Source organism: Kosakonia radicincitans DSM 16656 (assembly GCF_000280495.2).
Taxonomy (GTDB): Bacteria; Pseudomonadota; Gammaproteobacteria; order Enterobacterales; family Enterobacteriaceae; genus Kosakonia; species Kosakonia radicincitans.
On record NZ_CP018016.1, the window covers coordinates 5,301,782 to 5,322,024 of the forward strand.

At 53.8% G+C, this 20,243-nt stretch carries 20 protein-coding genes; 2 read left to right on the top strand and 18 right to left on the bottom strand.

Annotated features, from left to right (window positions below; translation table 11 throughout):
* Positions 1-14: 14 nt before the first annotated feature.
* The 3 genes from Y71_RS25520 to Y71_RS25530 are packed head-to-tail and all read right to left on the bottom strand — an operon-like array spanning position 15 to position 2,604.
* The gene (locus tag Y71_RS25520) at positions 15-827 is read right to left on the bottom strand and encodes a PfkB family carbohydrate kinase (RefSeq protein WP_007372564.1); all 813 of its coding nucleotides are present in this window, start codon (positions 825-827) and stop codon (positions 15-17) included.
* 12 nt (positions 828-839) lie between these two features.
* Positions 840-1,814, bottom strand: coding sequence for an SIS domain-containing protein (locus Y71_RS25525; RefSeq protein ID WP_007372563.1), 975 nt, complete (start codon positions 1,812-1,814; stop codon positions 840-842).
* Positions 1,815-1,818: 4 nt separating this feature from the next.
* Positions 1,819-2,604 carry an ABC transporter substrate-binding protein gene (locus Y71_RS25530; protein WP_007372562.1) on the bottom strand — a complete coding sequence of 262 codons (786 nt, stop codon included), beginning with the start codon at positions 2,602-2,604 and terminating at the stop codon, positions 1,819-1,821.
* 297 nt (positions 2,605-2,901) lie between these two features.
* Here Y71_RS25530 and Y71_RS25535 point away from each other — a divergent pair, with 297 nt between their 5' ends.
* Positions 2,902-3,594 carry a GntR family transcriptional regulator gene (locus Y71_RS25535; RefSeq protein WP_079518345.1) on the top strand — a complete coding sequence of 231 codons (693 nt, stop codon included), beginning with the start codon at positions 2,902-2,904 and terminating at the stop codon, positions 3,592-3,594.
* Between the two features lie 124 nt (positions 3,595-3,718).
* Here Y71_RS25535 and Y71_RS25540 read toward each other — a convergent pair whose 3' ends face one another.
* The 9 genes from Y71_RS25540 to Y71_RS25580 form a co-directional block, all read right to left on the bottom strand.
* Positions 3,719-4,528 (bottom strand): pyrroline-5-carboxylate reductase family protein, encoded by an 810-nt coding sequence (locus tag Y71_RS25540; protein ID WP_007372559.1) that lies wholly within the window; start codon positions 4,526-4,528, stop codon positions 3,719-3,721.
* 13 nt (positions 4,529-4,541) lie between these two features.
* Positions 4,542-5,294 carry a VOC family protein gene (locus Y71_RS25545; protein ID WP_007372558.1) on the bottom strand — a complete coding sequence of 251 codons (753 nt, stop codon included), beginning with the start codon at positions 5,292-5,294 and terminating at the stop codon, positions 4,542-4,544.
* Positions 5,294-5,815: an L-2-amino-thiazoline-4-carboxylic acid hydrolase gene (locus tag Y71_RS25550; protein WP_007372557.1), complete on the bottom strand. Its 522-nt coding sequence runs from the start codon at positions 5,813-5,815 to the stop codon at positions 5,294-5,296. The genes Y71_RS25545 and Y71_RS25550 overlap by 1 nt, the downstream gene beginning before the upstream one ends.
* A gap of 23 nt (positions 5,816-5,838) precedes the next feature.
* The gene (locus Y71_RS25555; protein WP_007372556.1) at positions 5,839-6,684 is read right to left on the bottom strand and encodes a transporter substrate-binding domain-containing protein; all 846 of its coding nucleotides are present in this window, start codon (positions 6,682-6,684) and stop codon (positions 5,839-5,841) included.
* Positions 6,671-7,426: an amino acid ABC transporter permease gene (locus Y71_RS25560; protein ID WP_035886943.1), complete on the bottom strand. Its 756-nt coding sequence runs from the start codon at positions 7,424-7,426 to the stop codon at positions 6,671-6,673. The genes Y71_RS25555 and Y71_RS25560 overlap by 14 nt, the downstream gene beginning before the upstream one ends.
* Before the next feature lie 9 nt (positions 7,427-7,435).
* Positions 7,436-8,134: an ABC transporter permease subunit gene (locus Y71_RS25565; protein ID WP_007372553.1), complete on the bottom strand. Its 699-nt coding sequence runs from the start codon at positions 8,132-8,134 to the stop codon at positions 7,436-7,438.
* A 10-nt stretch (positions 8,135-8,144) separates the two neighbouring features.
* Complete coding sequence (locus Y71_RS25570) at positions 8,145-8,885, bottom strand: amino acid ABC transporter ATP-binding protein (protein ID WP_035943482.1); 741 nt, start codon at positions 8,883-8,885, stop codon at positions 8,145-8,147.
* Between the two features lie 306 nt (positions 8,886-9,191).
* Positions 9,192-10,235, bottom strand: a complete 1,044-nt coding sequence (locus Y71_RS25575) for a uroporphyrinogen decarboxylase family protein (protein ID WP_007372551.1) — start codon at positions 10,233-10,235, stop codon at positions 9,192-9,194.
* Between the two features lie 237 nt (positions 10,236-10,472).
* Complete coding sequence (locus Y71_RS25580) at positions 10,473-11,957, bottom strand: FAD-dependent oxidoreductase (protein ID WP_007372550.1); 1,485 nt, start codon at positions 11,955-11,957, stop codon at positions 10,473-10,475.
* Positions 11,958-12,389: 432 nt separating this feature from the next.
* Here Y71_RS25580 and Y71_RS25585 point away from each other — a divergent pair, with 432 nt between their 5' ends.
* Positions 12,390-13,331, top strand: a complete 942-nt coding sequence (locus Y71_RS25585; RefSeq protein ID WP_007372549.1) for a sulfonate ABC transporter substrate-binding protein — start codon at positions 12,390-12,392, stop codon at positions 13,329-13,331.
* 35 nt (positions 13,332-13,366) lie between these two features.
* Here Y71_RS25585 and Y71_RS25590 read toward each other — a convergent pair whose 3' ends face one another.
* The 6 genes from Y71_RS25590 to Y71_RS25615 form a co-directional block, all read right to left on the bottom strand.
* Complete coding sequence (locus tag Y71_RS25590) at positions 13,367-14,590, bottom strand: acyl-CoA dehydrogenase family protein (RefSeq protein WP_007372548.1); 1,224 nt, start codon at positions 14,588-14,590, stop codon at positions 13,367-13,369.
* Positions 14,591-14,600: 10 nt separating this feature from the next.
* On the bottom strand, positions 14,601-16,022 hold the full coding sequence (locus tag Y71_RS25595; protein WP_007372547.1) for an MFS transporter: 1,422 nt from the start codon (positions 16,020-16,022) through the stop codon (positions 14,601-14,603).
* Between the two features lie 174 nt (positions 16,023-16,196).
* Positions 16,197-17,075, bottom strand: a complete 879-nt coding sequence (locus Y71_RS25600; protein ID WP_007372546.1) for a MetQ/NlpA family ABC transporter substrate-binding protein — start codon at positions 17,073-17,075, stop codon at positions 16,197-16,199.
* On the bottom strand, positions 17,072-17,770 hold the full coding sequence (locus Y71_RS25605; protein ID WP_007372545.1) for a methionine ABC transporter permease: 699 nt from the start codon (positions 17,768-17,770) through the stop codon (positions 17,072-17,074). The genes Y71_RS25600 and Y71_RS25605 overlap by 4 nt, the downstream gene beginning before the upstream one ends.
* Positions 17,767-18,786 carry a methionine ABC transporter ATP-binding protein gene (locus Y71_RS25610; protein ID WP_007372544.1) on the bottom strand — a complete coding sequence of 340 codons (1,020 nt, stop codon included), beginning with the start codon at positions 18,784-18,786 and terminating at the stop codon, positions 17,767-17,769. Before Y71_RS25610 ends, Y71_RS25605 begins: the two co-directional genes overlap by 4 nt.
* On the bottom strand, positions 18,783-20,189 hold the full coding sequence (locus Y71_RS25615; RefSeq protein ID WP_007372543.1) for an LLM class flavin-dependent oxidoreductase: 1,407 nt from the start codon (positions 20,187-20,189) through the stop codon (positions 18,783-18,785). The genes Y71_RS25610 and Y71_RS25615 overlap by 4 nt, the downstream gene beginning before the upstream one ends.
* Positions 20,190-20,243: the final 54 nt, after the last annotated feature.

Genomic DNA, 20,243 nt, shown 5'->3' on the forward strand with positions numbered 1-20,243 from the left:
ACATTCCTGCGGGGTTAATAAGCTTCGCCTTCGCCGAAGGCGCCGTCCACCAGGCAAATTCTCGCTGCAAAATGCGCAGCAGCCTGCAGTGCAGCGGCGATATTACCGTGCTGACGTAAATGGAGCAGAAACGCAGTGATAAATGCATCACCCGCACCTAATGTATCCACTGGTGTTACCGTTTCCGGCTCCTGCTGATACCAGTTTTTACCGTCGAACAGGAGTGCGCCTTGCTCGCCACGCGTCGCGACCGCCAAACCGCTGCCTGCCCGCACCGCCTGCACCAGAAGTTCACGTGTTTCTACCAGCGACCATTCCGCACAGGAGAAAAATGCAGCGTCGAGCCAGCGGCATAATGGCAGCGCCTGCGCAATGACAAAGTCATCTGAGAAATCATATGAAAGCCATCCGGATAACGTCGCCAGCGCAGGTAGCTGCGCATCAATATAGCTGTAGCTGCTGGTGTGGATCAGCGAGAAATCATTAAGCCAGTCCATCTTTTGCAAAATGAAGTCCATCGATTCCGTCTGACGCACACCGCCGAGGTTCGAATCAAGAAACACCCGTTCCCCCTGCTCAATCGTCAGCCGCGCATAACCATTTTCCCCCGCAACCTGACGGCAATGACGTGTATCGATGCCGAACTTTGCCAGCGTACGCATCACATGGTCGGCCGCCGCATCGTTACCAAAAATGCCCAGATAGGCAGCCGATGCATCCAGCATTGCCGCATACACGCTGAAATTGAGCGCGTTGCCTCCTGGGTACCGTACACGCCGGTGCTCATATTTATCGACAACATTGTCGCCTATACCAATGACTTTCATTGATCGCCGCCCTTAGTAATCCACCACGCCCATATAGCGGCGGGTTGAGAGCGGATGCTGGCGGATATCAGCCAGCGCCGCACGGTAGTCGCACATGATGCTGTAAAACAGCACCGGGTTAAAGTAGTCCACCACGGATGCAGGCAGCGCATTCAGGCCCAACTCGCGGGCATCCACAACCTCTGTTTTGTCGTTATAACGATTCAGGAACGCCTGCGCACGCTGATCCAGAGCACGCGTGCGGCCTTCATTCATCAGGAGGATAAAGGGTACGTGATTATCGGTGACTTCAAATGGGCCATGAAAGAACTCTCCGCTGTGAATAGAGGCGGCATCGAGACGCTGCATTTCCATCAGTGAGCAGATGGCGAATCCATAGGCATGACCGTAGGAGGCGCCACTCGAAAGCACATAGAACAGGGACTCATGCTGATAGCGTTCTGCGAACGCAGCGCAACGGGTTGCAACCTTAGCGCGGGCCTGACGGATCACCGTATCGATTTGCGCAAAACCATGCTGGAAAGCCTGCCATTCGGCAAAGCCTTCCACCTGATGCAGCATATCAACGCACAGGCTGAGGATCAGCGCCATCGGGTTTTCGGTGACAAGCGTATCATCACCCCATTTATATAACAGGTTATGGTCGGCCCATTGCAGCAGTTCCGCTTCCGCATTGTGCGTAAGCGTGATAGTGGCAGCACCACGTTTTTTTGCCAGTTGAGCCGCAGCCACAGACTCCGGTGTGTTGCCGCCATGCGAACAGACAATAACAAGTGACGAGGCACCTAACGCGCGCGGTGCGGCATGCACAAATTCATTGGCAGTCATCATCCATGAGCGCAGATTTTCACTCTGCTCATTGAGAAAATAATGAGCAGGATACATATCTACCAGCGAGCCACCGCAAGCGACCAGGAAAACCTGACGCAGCGGCTTATCCTGAAAATGGCTGCTCATCAGGGAGGTAATGATGGATTGGGTCTGCATGGCGTTAATCACCGTAAATATTGAAATTGAAGTATTTTTTCGCTAAACGATCATAGGTTCCGTTGGCGCGAATCGCGGCGATCGCCTTGTTAAAACGGGCCTGCAAATCTTTATCATCCTGCCGTAACCCGATCCCGGTACCAGGCCCAAAGATCTCATCATCTTTGACCTGCGGCTGGATTAGCGTGAAGTTTTGGCCCTGTGGTTTGCTCAACAGCGCTTCAGTGATCACCACCGCATCATCGAGCGTGCCATCAAGGCGGCCATTAATCAGATCGGCATAGACCGATTCCGCATCCGGATAAGCAACCACCTCAACGCCCGCGTTGCGCCAGTATTTGTTGGCATAACTTTCAAAAACCGAACCCTGCTGGACGCCAATACGTTTACCTTTCAGCGATGCCGCCGTGGGGGTGAGCGAACTGCCTTTAGCGGTAACCAGGAATGCGGGAGTATTGAAGAGTTTGTCACTGAAAGAGATGGCTTTTTTACGCTCATCAGTGATCGACAGAGAAGAAAGAATGGCATCAAATTTCTTTGCCTGGAGTGCCGGAATAAGCCCGTCGAAGCTGTTCTGTACCCAGGAGCATTGCACCTTCATTTCCGCGCAAATCGCATTACCAAGGTCGATATCGAAACCGATGAGCTGACCATTGGCATTTTTCGATTCAAACGGTGGGAAGGTCGGGTCGATACCAAAACGCAGTTGATCCGCAGCCACCGCCGTGTGTATGCAGCCTAACATTGCTATCGCTGAAGCAAGCCCGGCGATGGCTTTTTTAATTTTCATAGCTGTTCCCCAAATATTTAAAAATACCAAAAAACATACCACGAAGATTGATATACGCTCGATCTGGCGGATATAGCAACAATAATTCGCGAATAATGACCAAAAAAATTGCCGTGGTATGTTATGCTGAGTGTCACGCCATACCGATATCAATGATTTTTGTTTTGTATAATCAAATGATTGATTTCCTATTTTTTGCTTTCCATAACCGAAACAAAATAGACCATGAATAGCCCAGTAAAACAGACCAGAAGGCCGCGCAGGAGCTATCTCGACGCGCGCAAAAAATTACTCGGAATACTCAATTCACCCGATTTCAACAGCGGCGACCAGATCCCCGCAGAGCGCGAGTTAAGCGAGCTGTTGGGGATCAGCCGTGTGACAGTGCGAAAAATCATCACCGAATTGATTGACGAAGGCGTGCTGGAAAGACGGGGTAATCAGGGAACCTGGTTGGTCGATACGGCGATTGAACGCCCTCTGCAACCTGCGCTGGGTATCAGTAAAATTCTTGAATTGAATGGCGCAGTACCCAGCAGCCAGTTGATCTACTTTCATATTTCCGCAGCCAGCGCCCGCATTGCACGGTTGCTGCACATTGAAGAGGGCGATCCTTTAGTGATGATCAAACGCCTGCGCCTGGCTGATGGATACCCTTTCTGCCTTGAAACCAGTTATTTACCTCAAGCCCGTGTCGCAGATTTGAGCGCTGATATGTTAGAAAAAGAAGGCTCTCTTTATCGCCTGCTGGCTGAGCGTTACGCTATTCATGATGTTTACGATGAAGGGACCATCCGGGCAGCGGCGATGAGCGAAGAGGAGCATCAACTGTTGCAGGCAAAGCCAGAGAGCCCGGCGCTGGTCTATCGTGGTGTGATATACGATAGCCAGCATCAGCCAATTGAATATCTGGTCTCGGTTAATCATCCGCAACGCGTCGCTTTCCGCATCAATGGTGGCCTGAAGGAAGTGGACGTGCTTTCACCGTGACCGGGCTATTGCATGTTTTCGCCCCAACACTGCGAACGTAAGGCAGGGAAGTACAGCCGTCGTCATTAAGCGGAGCAGGTGATAAATGCCATCCCGGCTGTGCCGCCAATCCATATTCTGCCACCTATTCAGAATGTGCCTCACCCAACTCACGGGTACGTTTCACTGCAGCCAGCACACTGCGTTGCAGACCTGCAGCGAAATCGCTGTTATTAAGTTCATATAACCCATGAATCCCTACCCCTGCCGGGGAGTTGTTGATATCCAGAAGCTGCCGTGGATGTTTCTGGCTCAGGCGCAACATCTCTACCGCCCCCTGCAGATTTTCCAGCACTACCTCGCTTGCCTGCGCACGCGACAAGCCTGCCAGCACTCCTGCATCGGTCAGCGACTCGATAAAGTAATAAATGTAGTTCGGCCCGGCGACGCCAAAACCGGTGAAAATATCGATTAGCCGTTCTGGCAGGTAGAGCACTTTGCCAAAGCCGGTCAGAAAAGGCTCCACCTGTTCAGGGGTCGCCTGCGCATTCAGTACCACGCCGCTGTAGCCAAAACCGGTGTCGGTAAGCGTATTAGGGATAACGCGGGCAATGGGTTTTCCCGCTCCCAACGCCGCTTCCAGTTTGAGCAGCGTCACCCCCGCAATCAGGGAAACCACCGTCGTTCCGGCAGAAAGATGAGGCTGAATACGCGCTGCCACACCCACTAAATCATCCTGCGGGCGGATCCCCAGAACTACCAGCGATGCCTCACGCAGCACATGTTCACTCTGCCGTTCCTGAACCAGACCATAACGTTCAGTGAGCAGTGCAATACGGCCAGCATCAATATCCTCAAGCGAAATCTCTTCTGCGCGCAGCTTTCCCGTTTCCAGCGAAGCGCGGATAATGGCTTCCGCCATTTGGCCGGCGCCAATAAAATGTACATTTGCCATGAGCGGCCACTCCTTATTGAAAACGATATTCACCGCGACCTACGCGAAAACGTTGGCCTTTCAGCGACGGGTCAGAGGCGCTAAAGACCAGTTCGACTAATCGATTGGCCTCCCCCTGCCGAAAGATAAAGCGCTGTAGTCCTGCAGCCAGACCTTCAGGCAGTTCATTAAAACCGAACAACGCGTGCCAGTGCTCGCGCACGGCCTGCGGGTCTTGCACGTCAAAAATAGCGCTCTGTAATGTCACCTCGCCTGCCGGATGCGGCCTGTCGAGCCCCTGAGCGCGTAGCCGCGTTAGCCGTGTGTTATCGTCTTCCCCCCATTGCAGAACAAAGGGATACGGCAAACCGTTAAAATCCCCACCGATGGTAAAAATGCGCCAGCTAATAACGTTTCCTTGCGGGTCGTTGCGTTGACCGTTGACAATTGGCGAGACCTGTAACCCCTTACTGCGAAACTCTGCATGCGTCTGGTCAATATCATCTGTGCGTAACGCTATCCGGTGCAGCACCTGGTTTTCGGGCAAGAGCTTCGCCGCATCATGGGAGAGCAAAAAATCGGCCTGCGCCGAAGCCAGTTCAGCATGATCATAAATGGCGAGAAATTCGATGTAGGTCAGTCCGAAATAGCTGAGCGCATTCCAGGTTCCCCAGCCAGGGTGACGTCCACCGGCAACTGCGTTGAGCCTCTGCCCGGCAAACGTTGCAATCGCCTCGTCCGGCTGGTTCACAAACTGAACGGCGTGGTCCCATTTTAAGGTTGTCATTAAGCCTCCTGAGACTGATAGAAACGCAGGCGGCAGGCAGCATCACCCCGCGCCAGCGCCGTCTCAACCACTAGCTGCACGCCATCAAGCGCATCGGTTAACGCATGATCCCCCTCCATGCAGATATCACACAGCGTCTCAATCTGTCTGGCATCGCGTCCCTGCTGACGCCAGCAATTGACATAAGGGCAATAATGGAACAGTACAATAAACTCTGACGGACTGGCCGAAACGGTCTCCATTTCGTAAACCTTCGATTCCAGCCCACGGGTAAATACGGCGGCAAATTCCTGCAGGTCGTGACCATGACGCATCTTCGCGCGCACGGAACGCCCGATATCACGGCCATAATGGCGGATAGCGTCACGCGCATAATCGTCAGACTGATTGCGTTGTCGGGACTCATCAAGCAAATAGCCAAGCGTGGCCGCGCGTTTTTCAGTGATAGCGCGCAGCGCCAGGGTAACCTCGTCGTCCAGGGTCGGCGCATTGTGCGCCGAAGCGGGCTGTTTTGTACTCATCAGACAGCACTCCCCTTGAACGATTATTCCCAGTCGGTGTTCACTTTGACGTTTTCCGCGCCCGGCAGACCGTAAACATCTTCGTCATACCACTTGCGGGATAACGCAGCGAGCGTGCCGTCCTTTTTGAGGGCTGCAAGCTCGTTGTCGATGGCTTTGATCAGTTTCGGGTCAGCATTCTTTTTGTATAAATAAACGTTAGGGAATAAACCGACAGACTCGGAGGCTTTCAGATTCAGATGGAGGGCTTTGTTTAACGCCAGTAATGCGCCAATCGGATAGATAGCCGCATCGTACTCTCCGGAAGCAACAGCTTTGAAAATGTCCGCCGCAGACTGCTCGCCGTTCGGTTGTAGATTAATTTGCTGGCCAGGATGTTTCTTGTTGTAGTTATCAATAACGGTGTAGCGCGCATCGGACGTATGAATCGGCACCAGCTTCTTCTTGCCGCTCGCCAGATCGCCCAGAGTATGAATATCGTTTTCATTGTTACGTACAATTAAACGCAGGTCGCTGATCCCCGAGGGCTGACCGGAATACGCATATTGTGCCGCACGCTCTTTTGTCAGATAAAAATGATCGGCCGCCAGGGTATAAGCACCGGTGGACAGGCCGACGATCATCGCATCACGAGAGACCGCATTAAAATGGAATTTATAATTGGTGAGCTTCTGATCAATGATTTTTAATAACTCACCGTCGTAACCGGTAATATTATTATTATCGTCTACAAAGCTAAACGGAAACCCGTTCGCATTCACCACCACTTCAACGGTTTCTGCATCAGGGCTTTTTTCAGCCGCTTGCACTACCGTCATATTCATTACCAACAGCAGCGAACCAACCAACAACAGCTTATTTTTGAACATATTTCTTTCCCCAAAATGAGTGAGGTGGAACCACTTTTTGCGCATGGCTTTTCCACCGGTTACTGAGATACACCTCGATATGTCGCAATATCCGGGTAAGCACCAGACAGAGCGCAATATAAATAATCAGGACAATGCAATAGGCCTCTACATAATGAAAACCACGCGCCGCCGCGATATTCGCTTTTGCCATCACATCGACCACGGTAATGGTATAAACCAGCGATGTATCCTTGATCAGGTCAATCAGGACGCTGGTGTAGTTGGGTAAAGCGGAAACCGCCGCTTGCGGAAAAATGATACGGCGAAACTGGGTAAAACCGGTCAGCCCTATCGACCATGCCGCTTCTCTTTGTCCTTTTTCTACGGCATTCCACGCGGAACGAAACGTCTCCGCGAAATAGGCGCTAAACACCACAGAAAAGGAGGCCACTGCCGCAACCAGAGGGGAGAGCTTGTAACTGAACGGCGTGTCCTGCGGCCCGCCCCAAAGCCCACTGGCAATCCACGGCCAGACATAAAAGACAAAATAGAGCATCACCAGCATGGGTACAGAGCGCCCGAAAGAGATAAACACCCTGACCAGATATTTCACGTAAGGTACATTGCGAATGTTCACCCAGGCCAGAACGCCGCCTAATAACGTCGAAAAAATTAACGATAAAAAGGTGATCAGCAACGTTATCGGTAGCGCGCTTAATATAAAGGTGAAATTATCCCGGATAAAATCGATGCTAAACATATTCTTCTTTTACTCCAATAAATATTGATACTTTTTCTCAATACGGCTAGTGAGATAAAAGATAATAATGTTAAGCAACCAGTAAATAAGGATAACGCTAATAAATGCCGCAACCTGCTTTGCCCCGTAACTGTTTTGCGAGATTTTCTGTGCCCGACCAAAGATATCGACAATGCCAATAATGTTAACCAATGATGTCATTTTAACGAGATTGATTAAAAGATTACCGAAATTAGGTATGGCAATAATCAGTCCTTGCGGAAAAATGACGTGCAGGATCCCAATGTGCCAGGGAATATTCAGACTGCGTAGCGCTTCTTTCTGTCCAATATCCACAGCATTCCATGCTGATCGCATCATTTCTGCAAAATAAGGGCTAATGCCGACGGAAATAGACAATATGGCAAAGGTGGTATCACTAATCAGCGTGGCGGGTAATTCCAGTGCCGAGAGAATCAGCTTTCCACCGAAGAAAAAAAGCAGGATTAACAGGGCCAGCGGCGCACCGCGCAGTACATCGGTGTACGCTTTTGCCAGCAACCTTAATAACAACGAGCGGCTAAACTGCAAAACGGCAGCCAGCAGGCCAAACGCCAGACCGAGCAACAGAGAGGCAAGCGTGATGCCCAGCGTAACCGACAGGTTTTCCAGTAATTTCGGTACAATGAACAGCAGATCATCAAGGCTTAATAACGGTTGTGGATTCATGGTGTTAGCCTCAGGCGTGGAAACGTAATCGGGCAAGAAACGCCTGTGTCCGTTTGTGCAACGCCGCGCCAAAAATCTGCTCCGGCGGCCCCTGTTCAACGATCTCGCCGTTTTCCATAAAGACCACCCTGGAGGCCACCTGGCGGGCAAAATCCATTTCATGAGTGACGATGATCATCGTTTGCCCATTGGCGGCAATCTCCTGGATCAGCGACAGAACTTCGCCGACTTTCTCCGGATCCAGGGCCGATGTGGGCTCATCAAGTAACAGCACGGCCGGGTTAATCGCCAGCGCACGGGCAATACCAATGCGCTGTTTCTGCCCGCCAGAAAGGCTGTTCGGATAATGGTCTTTTTTATGCAGCAGCCCGACCTGCTTTAGCAGCCCTTCGGCTATTGCCACAGCCTCCTGACGTGAGCGCTTTTGCGCATAAATCAGTCCTTCAGTGATATTTTGCAGAGCGGTGAGATTGTGAAAGAGATTCCAGGACTGAAAAACCATCGCCGTTTTCGAACGTATTTTTTCAATCTCTTTTTTTCCGGCTTTGGCGCAATCGACAACGGCATCGTCGATTTTTATTTGTCCGCTGTCGGCAGGCTCCAGAAAATTCAACGTGCGCAATAGTGTCGTTTTTCCCGAACCACTCGGGCCAATAATGCAGATAATCTCTCCTGCAGCAATAGAAAGGGAGACATCTTTTAATATTTTCTCGCCAGTGAAACTCTTACTGACTTTCTCAATCGTAATCATCATTATATTTTCGCTACAAACGTGCTTCTGTTTGATGAACAATGACGGCATTTATCTCTTAACAGGAACTATATTTCCGCCTGCTCTGCAAAGACAAACAACAAAAAAACATATCCAAAGTTAAAAAAAATATTTCCTTCGTTGTTTAATCACAGTCTGACGGCAATGGGCATCATTCCTGACCTGGAATTTATTTTTTCGGCCTACATGCTTCGATATTTCCACCTCTATTTATAAATTATAAAGCACGCGAAAGTTAATGAATGTACGCAAAACTGTCAGCAGAATGTAACAGCCAGAGGGAAATTAGCTTACTGGCGGCGCAAGAGTGATCTCCGCCAACAAACGGAATAAACGACGATCGCTATCGAGCGGTAAGGCACATCCGGGAGCAAAAATGATCCGCCAGTCGCCACTCTCCTCGCGCAACTGCGTTAAGCGTTGTTCCAGACGCGCTTTCACCGCCTCCCAGTTACCACCACCAACATAAAAGTCCTGGTGCTGATCGATGCCGGCGATCAGCACTTTGTCGGTGCGGGCGCGGAGATCCGCGACGCGTGTACGCTGTTCGTCGGGCACACCGTGGGGCACGTTTTCCCAGTTGAACGCCTGCACCGGGTAATTCAGGTACGGCTCAAAAAGCAGATGGTGCTCGCCATGGATGTGCAGAATGTTGAACCAGGTTTTGTCTTTCACGTGATGTAACAGCGCTTCGTCATACGGACGGCAGAAAGAGTGAAATTCCTCTGCGCTCAGCAGATCGCTACGGGCAAACTGGGTGGCGAGAAAGATGCCATCAATACCCACATCCAGCAGCGCATCAAGGAAATTGAGGTTGGTTTGCAACACGGCGTCCAGCGCGTGACGCACGGCCTCCGGATACTGTCGCAAAAAGGACAGAATCGGCTCTGGCCGGGTTGACTGCGTTAACTCCTGCAGCCAGGTGAGCGGTGTAAAGAGCGTCGCGATGACCGGGACATTACCCCGATAGTGATCCACCAGCCCCCGAACGATGCCGATCTCTCTGGCCAAAACGGAATTGTCTCTCTCCAGAACAGGAAGCGTGGCCAGCTCCTGGACACCAGTAATGGGGTAGCGGCGGAAAACGCCGGACCACTGAGTGGGATCGTCCGGGAACTGAATATCCGCGCCGTAGGCCTCGGCCAGATAGTGGCCGTTGGACATCACTTTGACGAAATCCCACTGGTTTTCATCCGTCAGACGGATGGTTTCCTGAATAAAAGCCTCGGGATCGCGATCGACGAGCGGCAGATGGAACCAACCAGCAATCGCGGGTCGGGCAAGCTGTTCCCCGGCAAGCAGGGCTTTGATACGTGAGGTTGCGCTCATAGTATTGCTCCAGTTTTGAGAAGGAGCTCTATTTTTTGCGCGCGTTTTGCCCACAGACAAATAATTAAAACGGCTTAGATTATGCGCAAAAAGCGCGCAAGATAATCAAATGTTACTAGTGATATCAATATGTTATTTCAGCCCCCCACGAATGGCTGACTCGCCTGGACTTGCGCAATAGCCGTACCATTGGTGCCGCCAGTGACCAGCGCCACTGGCGGTGGCTGTACAGAAAATTTAGCGTTCGCGCCAGGCATACGGCACGGCAGGCTGCCACTCATCGCCCAGCAGTTCAGGATCATCGTAATGGATAATGGCCTGATAATGGTGTTCGCGATCCTCATGATAAAGCTGCCCGGCAATGCTTTGTGCCAGAGTACGCGCGCCCTGGCTGATGCCTGGAATAAGGCCAACGACAAAACCATTGCTGAGCAGCGCCGGGTAGCTGAAGCAGTGTAAACGCGCCAGCGAAGACGGGGCACCACTATGCTTCGCCTGAAACGCAAAATCGGCTCCGAGATAGGGATAACTCGCCAACTGCGCGTTCTGCTTATCCGCCGTTGGCTGCCAGGCATCGCCCCAGGTTTTGACCTGGTCCACCAGTGCATGAAATTCCGGGCGGGCGTGCCAGTCCAGGGCATAACCGGTGGCAAGGATCAGGTAATCCACCGGCACTTCACCCTGTGGAGTATGAATGACAATGCCCTCTCCCCGGGTTTCGATACGTTCAACCGGGGCGTTAAAATTGAACCAGGCATTGGGATGACGCGACACACGCAGCGTACTGCCTTGCGGCGGCGGCGTCTGGACGGTGGCCATATGCTGGGCCAGCCGCCATTTCCACTCATCCGGCAGTTTAAAATAGCCCGCTTCAAGACCAGGGTTGCCAGCCCCTTTTGACAGATTCACCCGGGGGAAATCAGGACGACGGATCAGCAGTTCAACCCCCGCGGCTCCGGCTTCCAGCGCCGTGGCCGAAACGTCCATCGCCGTGGCGCTACCGCCAACGACTGCCACCCTGCGTCCGGCCAGGGTGGCAAAATCAACCGCTTCTTCCGAGTGCGCCCAAAATTGCTTCGGCACATCGGCCACAAAATCCGGAATAGCAGGCCCGCCGAACGCATCCATACCGATGGCGAGGATCACTTTGCGCGCGTTCACCCGATGGGTCTCGCCGTGGTGCGAAAAGGTCAGTTCTACACGCTGCGGGTCCTGCAGATTCAGATCGGTCAGGATGTGATCGTTACGCACATCCAACGCCAGCACCTGGCGGTACCAGCGCAGATACTGTGCCCATTGTAGACGGGGAATCTTGTCCAGCGCATCCCAGCCCTCAAGGCCAAATTGTGCTTCATACCAGGCACGAAAAGTCAGTGAAGGAATGTCCAGTGCAGGTCCGGTCAGGTGCTTAGGGGAGCGGAGTGTTTCCATACGCGCGGTAGTTGCCCAGGGGCCTTCATAATCTTTAGGCGCTTTGTCATACAGCACGGCGTCAATACCCTGCAGGCGCAGTGCGAATGCCGCCGCCAGACCTGCCATGCCTGCGCCAATGATCGCTACGTCCTGCCCCTGCTCGTCAGGTTGTTTCGGCAGCCATCGTTTAGCGGGCAGCGCCAGCCATTCCAGATCTTGTTTTACCCGGTCTTCCAGCGCGGAAAGCCCCCGATCTGCGGTTACTGATAATTTTTCGGATGTTATGTGGGATATCGAAGAATGTGGCATCGTATTTCTCTTTGTGTGTCAAAGTATTCAGCCTTTTACTGAGTGGTAACACTTCGATTTCCGGCGGGCTACGATTTTATTTTGCTAGCCTATTGCATATTTTTTATATACGGCGCTGTACGCCAAATAATGAATGACGCAAAAACTTCGTTTGAATCGATAGTCGCGTCTCTTCTTTATGAATATCTTTCATTGAGTGAACGGAATACGTATTGCTGGGAATTTCTTACGGCGATAAAAACCTGCGCAATAAATCATTGGGTTTTAGCATGGAATATGGGCCTCTGATTGCCCCCCTCTGCTCTGCGATATTCTTTCCTTAACTTCATGCGCGACCATTGGCTATTTAGCTATATAAATTAAATTTTTGTTATTTATTGGTTATAAAAAGAATTTGTTAGCCTGTGGTAAATCGCTACAGGAGAATCGATTATGTTCAAAGGCTCACGCCCTGCTTTACTTATGCTATTTCTCGGTCTGTCCGCCTCCACTCTGGCAAAAGCGCCGGAAACAGTGAATATCGGTTATCAGAAAGCCAATATCTTCGCCCTGCTGAAATATCGCGGTAGCCTCGACGAATCATTTAAGAAACAGGGGATTGCCGTGCGGTGGGTGGAGTTTCCCGCCGGGCCGCAAATGCTGGAAGGATTAAATGTCGGCAGTATCGATCTGGCCGCCACCGGCGATGCACCGCCCGCATTCGCCCAGGCCGCAAAAGCCGATCTGGTATATCTGGCCCATTCTCCGGCTAACCCGAAAACGGAAGCGATTGTCGTGCCGGAGAATTCCGCAATTCGCAGCGTGGCTGACTTAAAAGGTAAGCGCGTAGGGCTTAACAAAGGCTCCGACGTTAACTATCTGCTGGTGGTGGCGCTGGAAAAAGCAGGGCTAAGCTATAAGGATATCACCCCGGTTTATCTTACTCCCGCCGACGCCCGCGCGGCTTTTCAGCAAGGAGCCATTGACGCGTGGGTGATATGGGATCCCTACCTGGCGGAAGTCGAAACCAACGCCAAAGCACGTCAGGTAAGCAATGCCGAAGGGCTGGTTCCGCACTATACCTTCTATCTGGCAAGCCGCAAATTTGCTGAAAATTATCCGGATACGGCAAAACAGGTTGTCGATGAACTGGGTACCTTAAGCAACTGGGCCAATGGCCATCAGAATGAAGCGGCGGGGATCCTGTCCACCTCAACCGGCCTGGATAAAGCCATCTGGCAGAAAACCCTCGCCCGTCTGCCCTATGGCGCTGAACGGATGACCCCGACGGTGTATAACGAACAACAGACGCTGGCAGATACCTTCACCCGTGTCGGTTTATTGCCGGTGAAAGTGGATGTTCGTAGCGCCACCTGGTCGCTGGATAAACCGTAACCTTACGGCGACGGGTCTCCCCGTCGCCGTATTTATCAGCCCTGCGATTTCTCGCCGTCGCCAATCTGCCAGATAAAAGTTGGCGCTTCGCCATTAACCAACCAGTTACCGACATTTCGCGCCTTATAAATCACCGGATTATGCGATGCCACGGTGCGCGCGTTACGCCAGTGGCGATCAAGCGCCTTGCTCACCCGCGTATCCGACGCGCCGAGGGCATTGAACAGCTCAGTAGCCGCACGCGGGATCCAGTCGCTGGCAATCACCTGCGCCTGCGCCGCTTCGACTTCAGCCAGACGATTGCGCTGTTCAATGAGCGCCTCGTCGCCGCTGGCATGCACAAGGTAGGCCTGATGCAACGATTCTGCCGCCTGCAATACTGCCGCCCGCGTTGCCCAACTCCAGCTACTGATTTGTCCCACCACCTGGAGTACCTGAGCATCGTCGCGCGGTACGGCGGCATTGCCGTGGCTGTACATCCGGGTTCGCTTTTTCACGCCTGTGGCGACGTCACGCTCAACCGCCAGGCCGATTCCCGCCAGCGTCGCCAGCAGGATATGCTGATAAAACGCGGTCTGATAACGAAAGCGCTGTGCAAAGTCATAGACGTGATCCTGCTCCACCTGCGCCTGTTTGAAGCGGGTCGTGCCGCTGCCGGTCAGACGCTGACCGAAGCCGTCCCAGTCATCCTCGCGTTCAACGCTAGGCTGGCTGGTACTGACCAGCGCAATCACATCCCCCTGGTTATCGCTGCGCCGGGCGAAGACATCTATCCAGTCGGCAAACAGCGTACCGGTGCTATAGAATTTCTCACCGTCCAGTTGCCAGCCGCCTCCGACGGGCGTTACGCGGGTGAATACCTCCCCCAGCTTGACCGCGCCGATTTCGGTCCAGCCGCTGCCCACCAGCTCGCCGTCGAGGAAGCGACGGAACCAGCGATCGCGCGCTGGCGAGTCGGGTTGATTGAGTCGGTCTTCAACGAAGGCGAAATGCGCCCGCAGCGCCTGTGGCAGGTTGGAGTCAGCCTGGGCCAGCTCAATAAGCAGCGCAATTAATTGCGGCAACGACGCGCCCCAGCCGCCCTTTTCCCGCGGAATACGCACCGTGCCGAATCCGGCCTCTTTCAGCCAGCGGATCTGCTCATCGGGCAGGATGCGGTTTTGTTCGCGCACCGCCGCTCCCTGCGCGATACGGGCAAAAATCGGTCGGAAGGTCGCCGCAAGCTGTTCATAGTCGGTGCCGGTAGAGAGTAAAGTCATTAGCTGTTCCTCAATGATGGCTGTCGTCAATGTCATGTTGGGTAGGCTCATGGCGTACCGCGAGCAGGAAGAAAATCGGGATAATGGCGGCCAGCGATACGACCCAGAACATTTGCGTACCAAGCGATGCCTGCAGCAACGGCAGGACAAACAGCGCCAGCGCGCTGCCAATACCGGAAAGCGCGCGGCTGAAGCCGACCCCGGTGGCGCGAATAGCGGTTGGGTATGAAAGCGCCGGATAGATCATCAACTGCGCGCCGGGACCAAAGCCCTCGGCAAACAGCCACAGCCCCAGCATCGCAATCGCCAGTACTACGCCCAGCGCGGCCTGCGGCTGCCCCACCAGCGCAAGGATGATCAGGGCGATAAACTGCAGCGCGAACCCGGCAATCGCGACGTGCCGCGACGGGTATTTCCATGCCAGGTGCATGCCCAGCAGCCCACCGGTAAAAGCGAACAGCGCATTGAGCCCCAGCGAGGCGGAGATGGTTTCGAACACGCCAGCGCCAAGGAATTGGGCGAGAATGGACGGCAGGAAAAAGGCGATCGCCGTATACTCAAATGAGATACAAACGTTCATCACCCCGGCGACAATGGTGCGCTCGCGATACGGTTTTTCAAACAGCACGCGAAAGCTCACTTTGGGTGGCGGAGCAGGACGTTCGACCGGTGCTTCGTGAGCGTTGATCCCGTAAGAATCGCGCAGAATACGCACAGCCGAGGCCAGATCGCCCTGGTTGGCCGCCCACAACGGCGATTCATTCATGAATTTGCTGCGCACGGCAATAATCAGCAGCGCCGGAACTGCGCCGAACAGCAGCGATGCGCGCCACAGCCAGTCCAGATGCTCTTTTGGCAACAGGAAATAGAGCCCAAAGATGATTAAAAAACAGACCGTCGAAGCGGCGTACCACATTGGGCACCAGGCTGCGAGCCGCGCGGCCTTATTGCCTTTCCCGGCAAAGCGGGAAAACTCGGCCAGATACGACATGGCGACCGGCAGATCGATCCCGACGCCAATCCCCATCAGAAACCGCGCGCCAATTAATACCCAGACGTTCGGCGCCAGCCCCGCCGCAATCGCCGAGACCACAAAAAATAGCATATCGGCCATAAACACCGAATAACGGCCATATTTATCCGTTAGCCAGCCGCCGATTAAATTACCGATAATCGTGCCGACCATTATTGACGAGGTGACAATGCCGGTTAAAAGCGGCGAGAGTTGAAATTCCCGCACCACATCATCAATACCGTAAGAGAGCGTGGTTAAATCATAAGCGTCGAGAAATACACCACCGAGCGCGAGGAATACAATCATCCGCGCATATTTACTTTGCTCCCTGCCAGAATTAATTAATCGCGCCACATCCCCGACGCTACTCACCGGTGCCGAAACGGCACCAGCATTATCAACAGACAGCGTGCTCATATTATTTACCTTATATAGTTGTGCAGGTGACTCTGGTTATAAGCCGGGTTTTCGCATATTAAAAACAATAAATACGCATATAATTATCAATATATTCAATAAGTTAATTAACAATAACGCCAATAGCCGGGCGAGCGAACCTCGTCCGGTTATTACCGTTTCATCAATGATGTCTTAGTCTGCTGAGACCGGAACCAGTACGTCTTTGACCAGCGGATCGTCAGTGGTTTTTAACCACGTCTGAATACGCGGATCGGAAAAAGCCTGTTTTAATTTGACAATATTCTCCTGCGATAAATACGGAGTCCCAATAACTAATTGCGAGGCAAATGTTTTAGGCGCGGGAGGAAATAATATGCCTTTTTCCCGCGGGACTTTTCCGGCATCAAATTGCGAGACATAACCAATAGCGGCATCCACCGAATTCAGCGCTCGCGGCATGGTCAATAAATCCAGCTCTTTAAAATTGAACTGATGCGGGTTGCCGACAATATTTTTCAGTTTCGCCGTGCGCGGCTCAACCGCCGGATCGAGTGAGATTAACCCTATCCTTTGCAGCAACCACAATGCCTGCCCCTGGTTGGCGCCATCATCCGGCACGACGAGGGTCGCCCCGGCAGGCAAATCCTGCACCGATTTATAACGGTCGGAATAGATCCCAAAAGCCCACTGGAAAACCGGCACAGTCGTCGAAAGCGCAAAGCCGTTGGCGTCCACCACCTGCTTCAGCCACCACTGATGTTGATAGATAGTACCGGCATACTGTCCCTCCGCCACGGCTCTGTCCGCCTGTACCGGGTCCTGTACGCCCACCGCCTCCAGCTTCAGGCCATAATCAGGCGCAATATGCTGATTGATGTACTCAATAATTCGTTGCTCGCCCGCCATCGCCGGTTCGTAGTGAATTTTTAACGTCGTACCGAAAACGACCTGCGGTGCCTGCGTGTATCCGCGCCACCACCAGAATGCGACAGCCAGCGCCGCAATGACTGCCAGCGCCGCCAGCCATGGCCAACGGCGGGCCTTACGGAGTTCAAACTGTTCTGTTGTCATGAAGAAATCCCCTGCGTGTGGCGAAGCGTATTGACCAGACGGTCGCCAAAGAATTGAATGATCTGAATTGTGGCGATTAGCACGACAATGGTGGCGATCATGATGTGATTGTCGAAACGCTGATAGCCGTACACTACCGCCAGATAGCCGATCCCACCCGCACCGATAGTGCCGGCAATCGCTGAATACTCGATCATCGACACCAGGTTAAGCGTGACCGCCGCCACCAGAGCAGGCAGCGCCTCGCTGAGTTGCGCGTGGCGGATTATTTGCCAGCGCGAACCGCCGCACACCAGCCCCACCGCGGTAACCTCCGCTGGGAGTTCGCCCAGAGCGTTTTCCACCAGACGGCCAAAAAATGGCACGCCGGCGGCTATCATCGGCACCACGGCGGCAGGAATGCCAATAGTGGTGCCCGTAAGCCAGAACGTGAACGGGATAATCGCCGCCATTAACACCAGAAAGGGCAGAGAGCGCCCCATGTTGACGCCCCAGTTAAGCACCTGGTAAAGCGCAGAATGTGGAAATAATCCCCGCGGCGAGGCGTTGAATAACACCACGCCCACCACACCGCCAAGGGTCACCACAAACAGCATCACAATGGCAACCATCAGCCAAGTTTCACCATAAGCAGGCAACAGCAAGGTATGAATTTCATGCCACGGCGTATCCTGGCTTATCACTGTCGGTTTCATACCGCCTCCTGTAGCTCGGGGGCATGTGCAAGAATTTCCGCCGCAATGCCCAATTGTGCTAAAAGTGCGGTCATTCGATCCACCGACAGCCGTTCTCCCTGAAATCGGACGCCGACCTGTAAACGCCCCGCCAGTTGACCGTTGATCACTTCTACATGGCCGCCGAGTAAATCTATCTGTAGCGCATACTGTTGGCTCAGACGGCTGATCCAGTCAGTCGCCACCGGCACATCCCAGCGATAGCTCAGACGCAGCAGCAGATCGCTGTGAACGGCGACGGGCGACAGCGGCAATAGCTGCTGGCCAAGCAGAGAATCCGGACGGGCCAGCAGCTCTTTCACCTGCCCGTACTGGACTATCGCGCCATCGCGGATTTCCGCCACCGCATCCGCCGCAGCGCGTACCGCATCCATTTCATGAGTAATCAGGACTATCGCCAGCCGGTACTCATCACGTAGCTGTCGGAGCAAACCCAGTACCGTGGCGGTCGCCTGAGGATCCAGTCCAGACGTGGCCTCGTCCGCCAGCAGTACCGACGGACGTAATGCCAGCGCGCGAGCGATACCAATACGCTGACGCTGTCCGCCGGAAAGCTGAGACGGATAAGCCTCCGCTTTGTGACTGAGTCCTACGCTCTCCAGTAATTCACCGACCCGCGCCTTAATGTCGCGTTCCACCACGCCCAGATACTCCAGCGGCACTGCGATGTTTTGCCACGCCGTTTTACGATTCAGCAGCGCCGAGGATTGAAAAACGGTGCCGATCGCGCGCCGTTCACGCCGCAGCGCCTCCCCCGACAGTAATGACAAGTCTTTGCCGTTAACCTTGATGCTGCCGCTATCGGGGCGCTCCAGCAGGCTGATGCAGCGCGCCAGCGTCGATTTCCCCGCACCGCTCGGTCCGACCACCGCGGTGATGGAGCTGGTGGGTACCCTGAGCGATAAACCCTTCAGCACCTCGCTGACGCGGCCATCCGCCGTGCGGTAGCGTTTATGCAGATTATCGATATCAATCATGCCGCCGTCTCCTTCGCCCCGGCATCGTTTCGCACGCCGCGACGGTATTCTGCCCCCGGATGCGGCGCGGTCAGACGTGGCCCGGCACCAAACAGTTTTTCGCGCAGCGTGCCTTCCCGGTAATCCTGCTTAAAGACGCCGCGTTTTTGCAGCTCTGGTATTAATAGCTCCACCACGTCGCGGAAGGTTTCATGCGTAACGGCATAGGCCAGATTGAAGCCATCAACATCGGTCTCCTCGACCCAGGATTGCAGTTCATCGGCCACCGTTTCCGCGCTGCCGACGAGCAGCGGGCCAAAGCCGCCGATGCCCACCCAGTCAGCCAGCGCTTCTACCGTCCATTGACGCTCCGGATCGGCGGTGGAAAACGCCTCTACCGCCGACTGGATGGCGTTGGTATGCAGGTATTTCAGCACCTGGTCCGGCCGATACTGACCAAAGTCAATGCCGGTCCAGCCGGAGATCAGCGCCAGCGCGCCCTCATAGCTAACGTATGATTTGTATTCCTGCCATTTGGCCTGCGCCTCGCGATCGGTTTCGCCCACGATCACCGTTTGCAGATTGAAAATCAGGATGCTGCGCGGATCGCGCCCGGCTTCCGCGGCGCGGCGACGAATATCCGCGACCGTCTTCTTCAACAGGACTTTCGACGGCGCGGCAACAAAAACGCACTCGGCATGCGTGGCGGCAAACTGTTTTCCGCGGCTGGAAGCCCCCGCCTGATAGAGCACCGGCGTGCGTTGCGGCGACGGCTCGCACAGATGGATTCCCGGAACGGAGAAAAAATTGCCCTGATGGTTAATCGGATGGATTTTCTGCGGATCGCTAAAAATTCCCCGTTCGCGATCGCGCAAAACTGCGCCGTCTTCCCAGCTACCTTCCAGCAACTTATACACAACGTCGAGGTATTCATCGGCGTAGTCGTAGCGCGCATCATGGTCAGTCTGCGCCTGATGCCCAATATTGCGTGCGCCACTTTCCAGATACGAAGTAACAATATTCCAGCCCACCCGGCCTTTGGTCAGATGATCGAGCGTAGACAACCGACGGGCGAATGGATAGGGATGCTCAAATGACAGCGATGCGGTCAGACCAAAGCCAAGGTGTTCCGTCACCAGCGCCATCGGGGTTATCAGCGCCAGCGGATCGTTTACCGGCACCTGCGTCGCCTGACGGATCGCCGCATCGCCATTCCCGTTTAATACATCGTAAACGCCAAGCACATCGGCAATAAACAAGCCGTCAAATTTGCCGCGCTCCAGAAGGCGCGCCAGATCGACCCAATATTCCAGATCTTTATACTGCCAGGAACGGTCGCGCGGATGGGCCCACAAGCCCGGCGACTGGTGACCGACACAGTTCATATCAAACGCGTTAAGGCGAATCTCTCGTTGCGATGGCATAGCGCTCTCCACGGTGCGTCCAGATACTGGCGCACGCTTATTAATTAAAAGGAT

Coding starts and splice junctions, on each gene's coding strand:
- Y71_RS25525 (WP_007372563.1), bottom strand. CDS start 1,814: ATGCAGACCCAATCCATCATTACCTCCCTGATGAGCAGCCATTTTCAG.
- Y71_RS25615 (WP_007372543.1), bottom strand. CDS start 20,189: ATGCCATCGCAACGAGAGATTCGCCTTAACGCGTTTGATATGAACTGT.
- Y71_RS25610 (WP_007372544.1), bottom strand. CDS start 18,786: ATGATTGATATCGATAATCTGCATAAACGCTACCGCACGGCGGATGGC.
- Y71_RS25605 (WP_007372545.1), bottom strand. CDS start 17,770: ATGAAACCGACAGTGATAAGCCAGGATACGCCGTGGCATGAAATTCAT.
- Y71_RS25600 (WP_007372546.1), bottom strand. CDS start 17,075: ATGACAACAGAACAGTTTGAACTCCGTAAGGCCCGCCGTTGGCCATGG.
- Y71_RS25590 (WP_007372548.1), bottom strand. CDS start 14,590: ATGACTTTACTCTCTACCGGCACCGACTATGAACAGCTTGCGGCGACC.
- Y71_RS25575 (WP_007372551.1), bottom strand. CDS start 10,235: ATGAGCGCAACCTCACGTATCAAAGCCCTGCTTGCCGGGGAACAGCTT.
- Y71_RS25520 (WP_007372564.1), bottom strand. CDS start 827: ATGAAAGTCATTGGTATAGGCGACAATGTTGTCGATAAATATGAGCAC.
- Y71_RS25565 (WP_007372553.1), bottom strand. CDS start 8,134: ATGAATCCACAACCGTTATTAAGCCTTGATGATCTGCTGTTCATTGTA.
- Y71_RS25530 (WP_007372562.1), bottom strand. CDS start 2,604: ATGAAAATTAAAAAAGCCATCGCCGGGCTTGCTTCAGCGATAGCAATG.
- Y71_RS25540 (WP_007372559.1), bottom strand. CDS start 4,528: ATGGCAAATGTACATTTTATTGGCGCCGGCCAAATGGCGGAAGCCATT.
- Y71_RS25550 (WP_007372557.1), bottom strand. CDS start 5,815: ATGAGTACAAAACAGCCCGCTTCGGCGCACAATGCGCCGACCCTGGAC.
- Y71_RS25595 (WP_007372547.1), bottom strand. CDS start 16,022: ATGAGCACGCTGTCTGTTGATAATGCTGGTGCCGTTTCGGCACCGGTG.
- Y71_RS25580 (WP_007372550.1), bottom strand. CDS start 11,957: ATGCCACATTCTTCGATATCCCACATAACATCCGAAAAATTATCAGTA.
- Y71_RS25585 (WP_007372549.1), top strand. CDS start 12,390: ATGTTCAAAGGCTCACGCCCTGCTTTACTTATGCTATTTCTCGGTCTG.
- Y71_RS25560 (WP_035886943.1), bottom strand. CDS start 7,426: ATGTTTAGCATCGATTTTATCCGGGATAATTTCACCTTTATATTAAGC.
- Y71_RS25545 (WP_007372558.1), bottom strand. CDS start 5,294: ATGACAACCTTAAAATGGGACCACGCCGTTCAGTTTGTGAACCAGCCG.
- Y71_RS25555 (WP_007372556.1), bottom strand. CDS start 6,684: ATGTTCAAAAATAAGCTGTTGTTGGTTGGTTCGCTGCTGTTGGTAATG.
- Y71_RS25570 (WP_035943482.1), bottom strand. CDS start 8,885: ATGATTACGATTGAGAAAGTCAGTAAGAGTTTCACTGGCGAGAAAATA.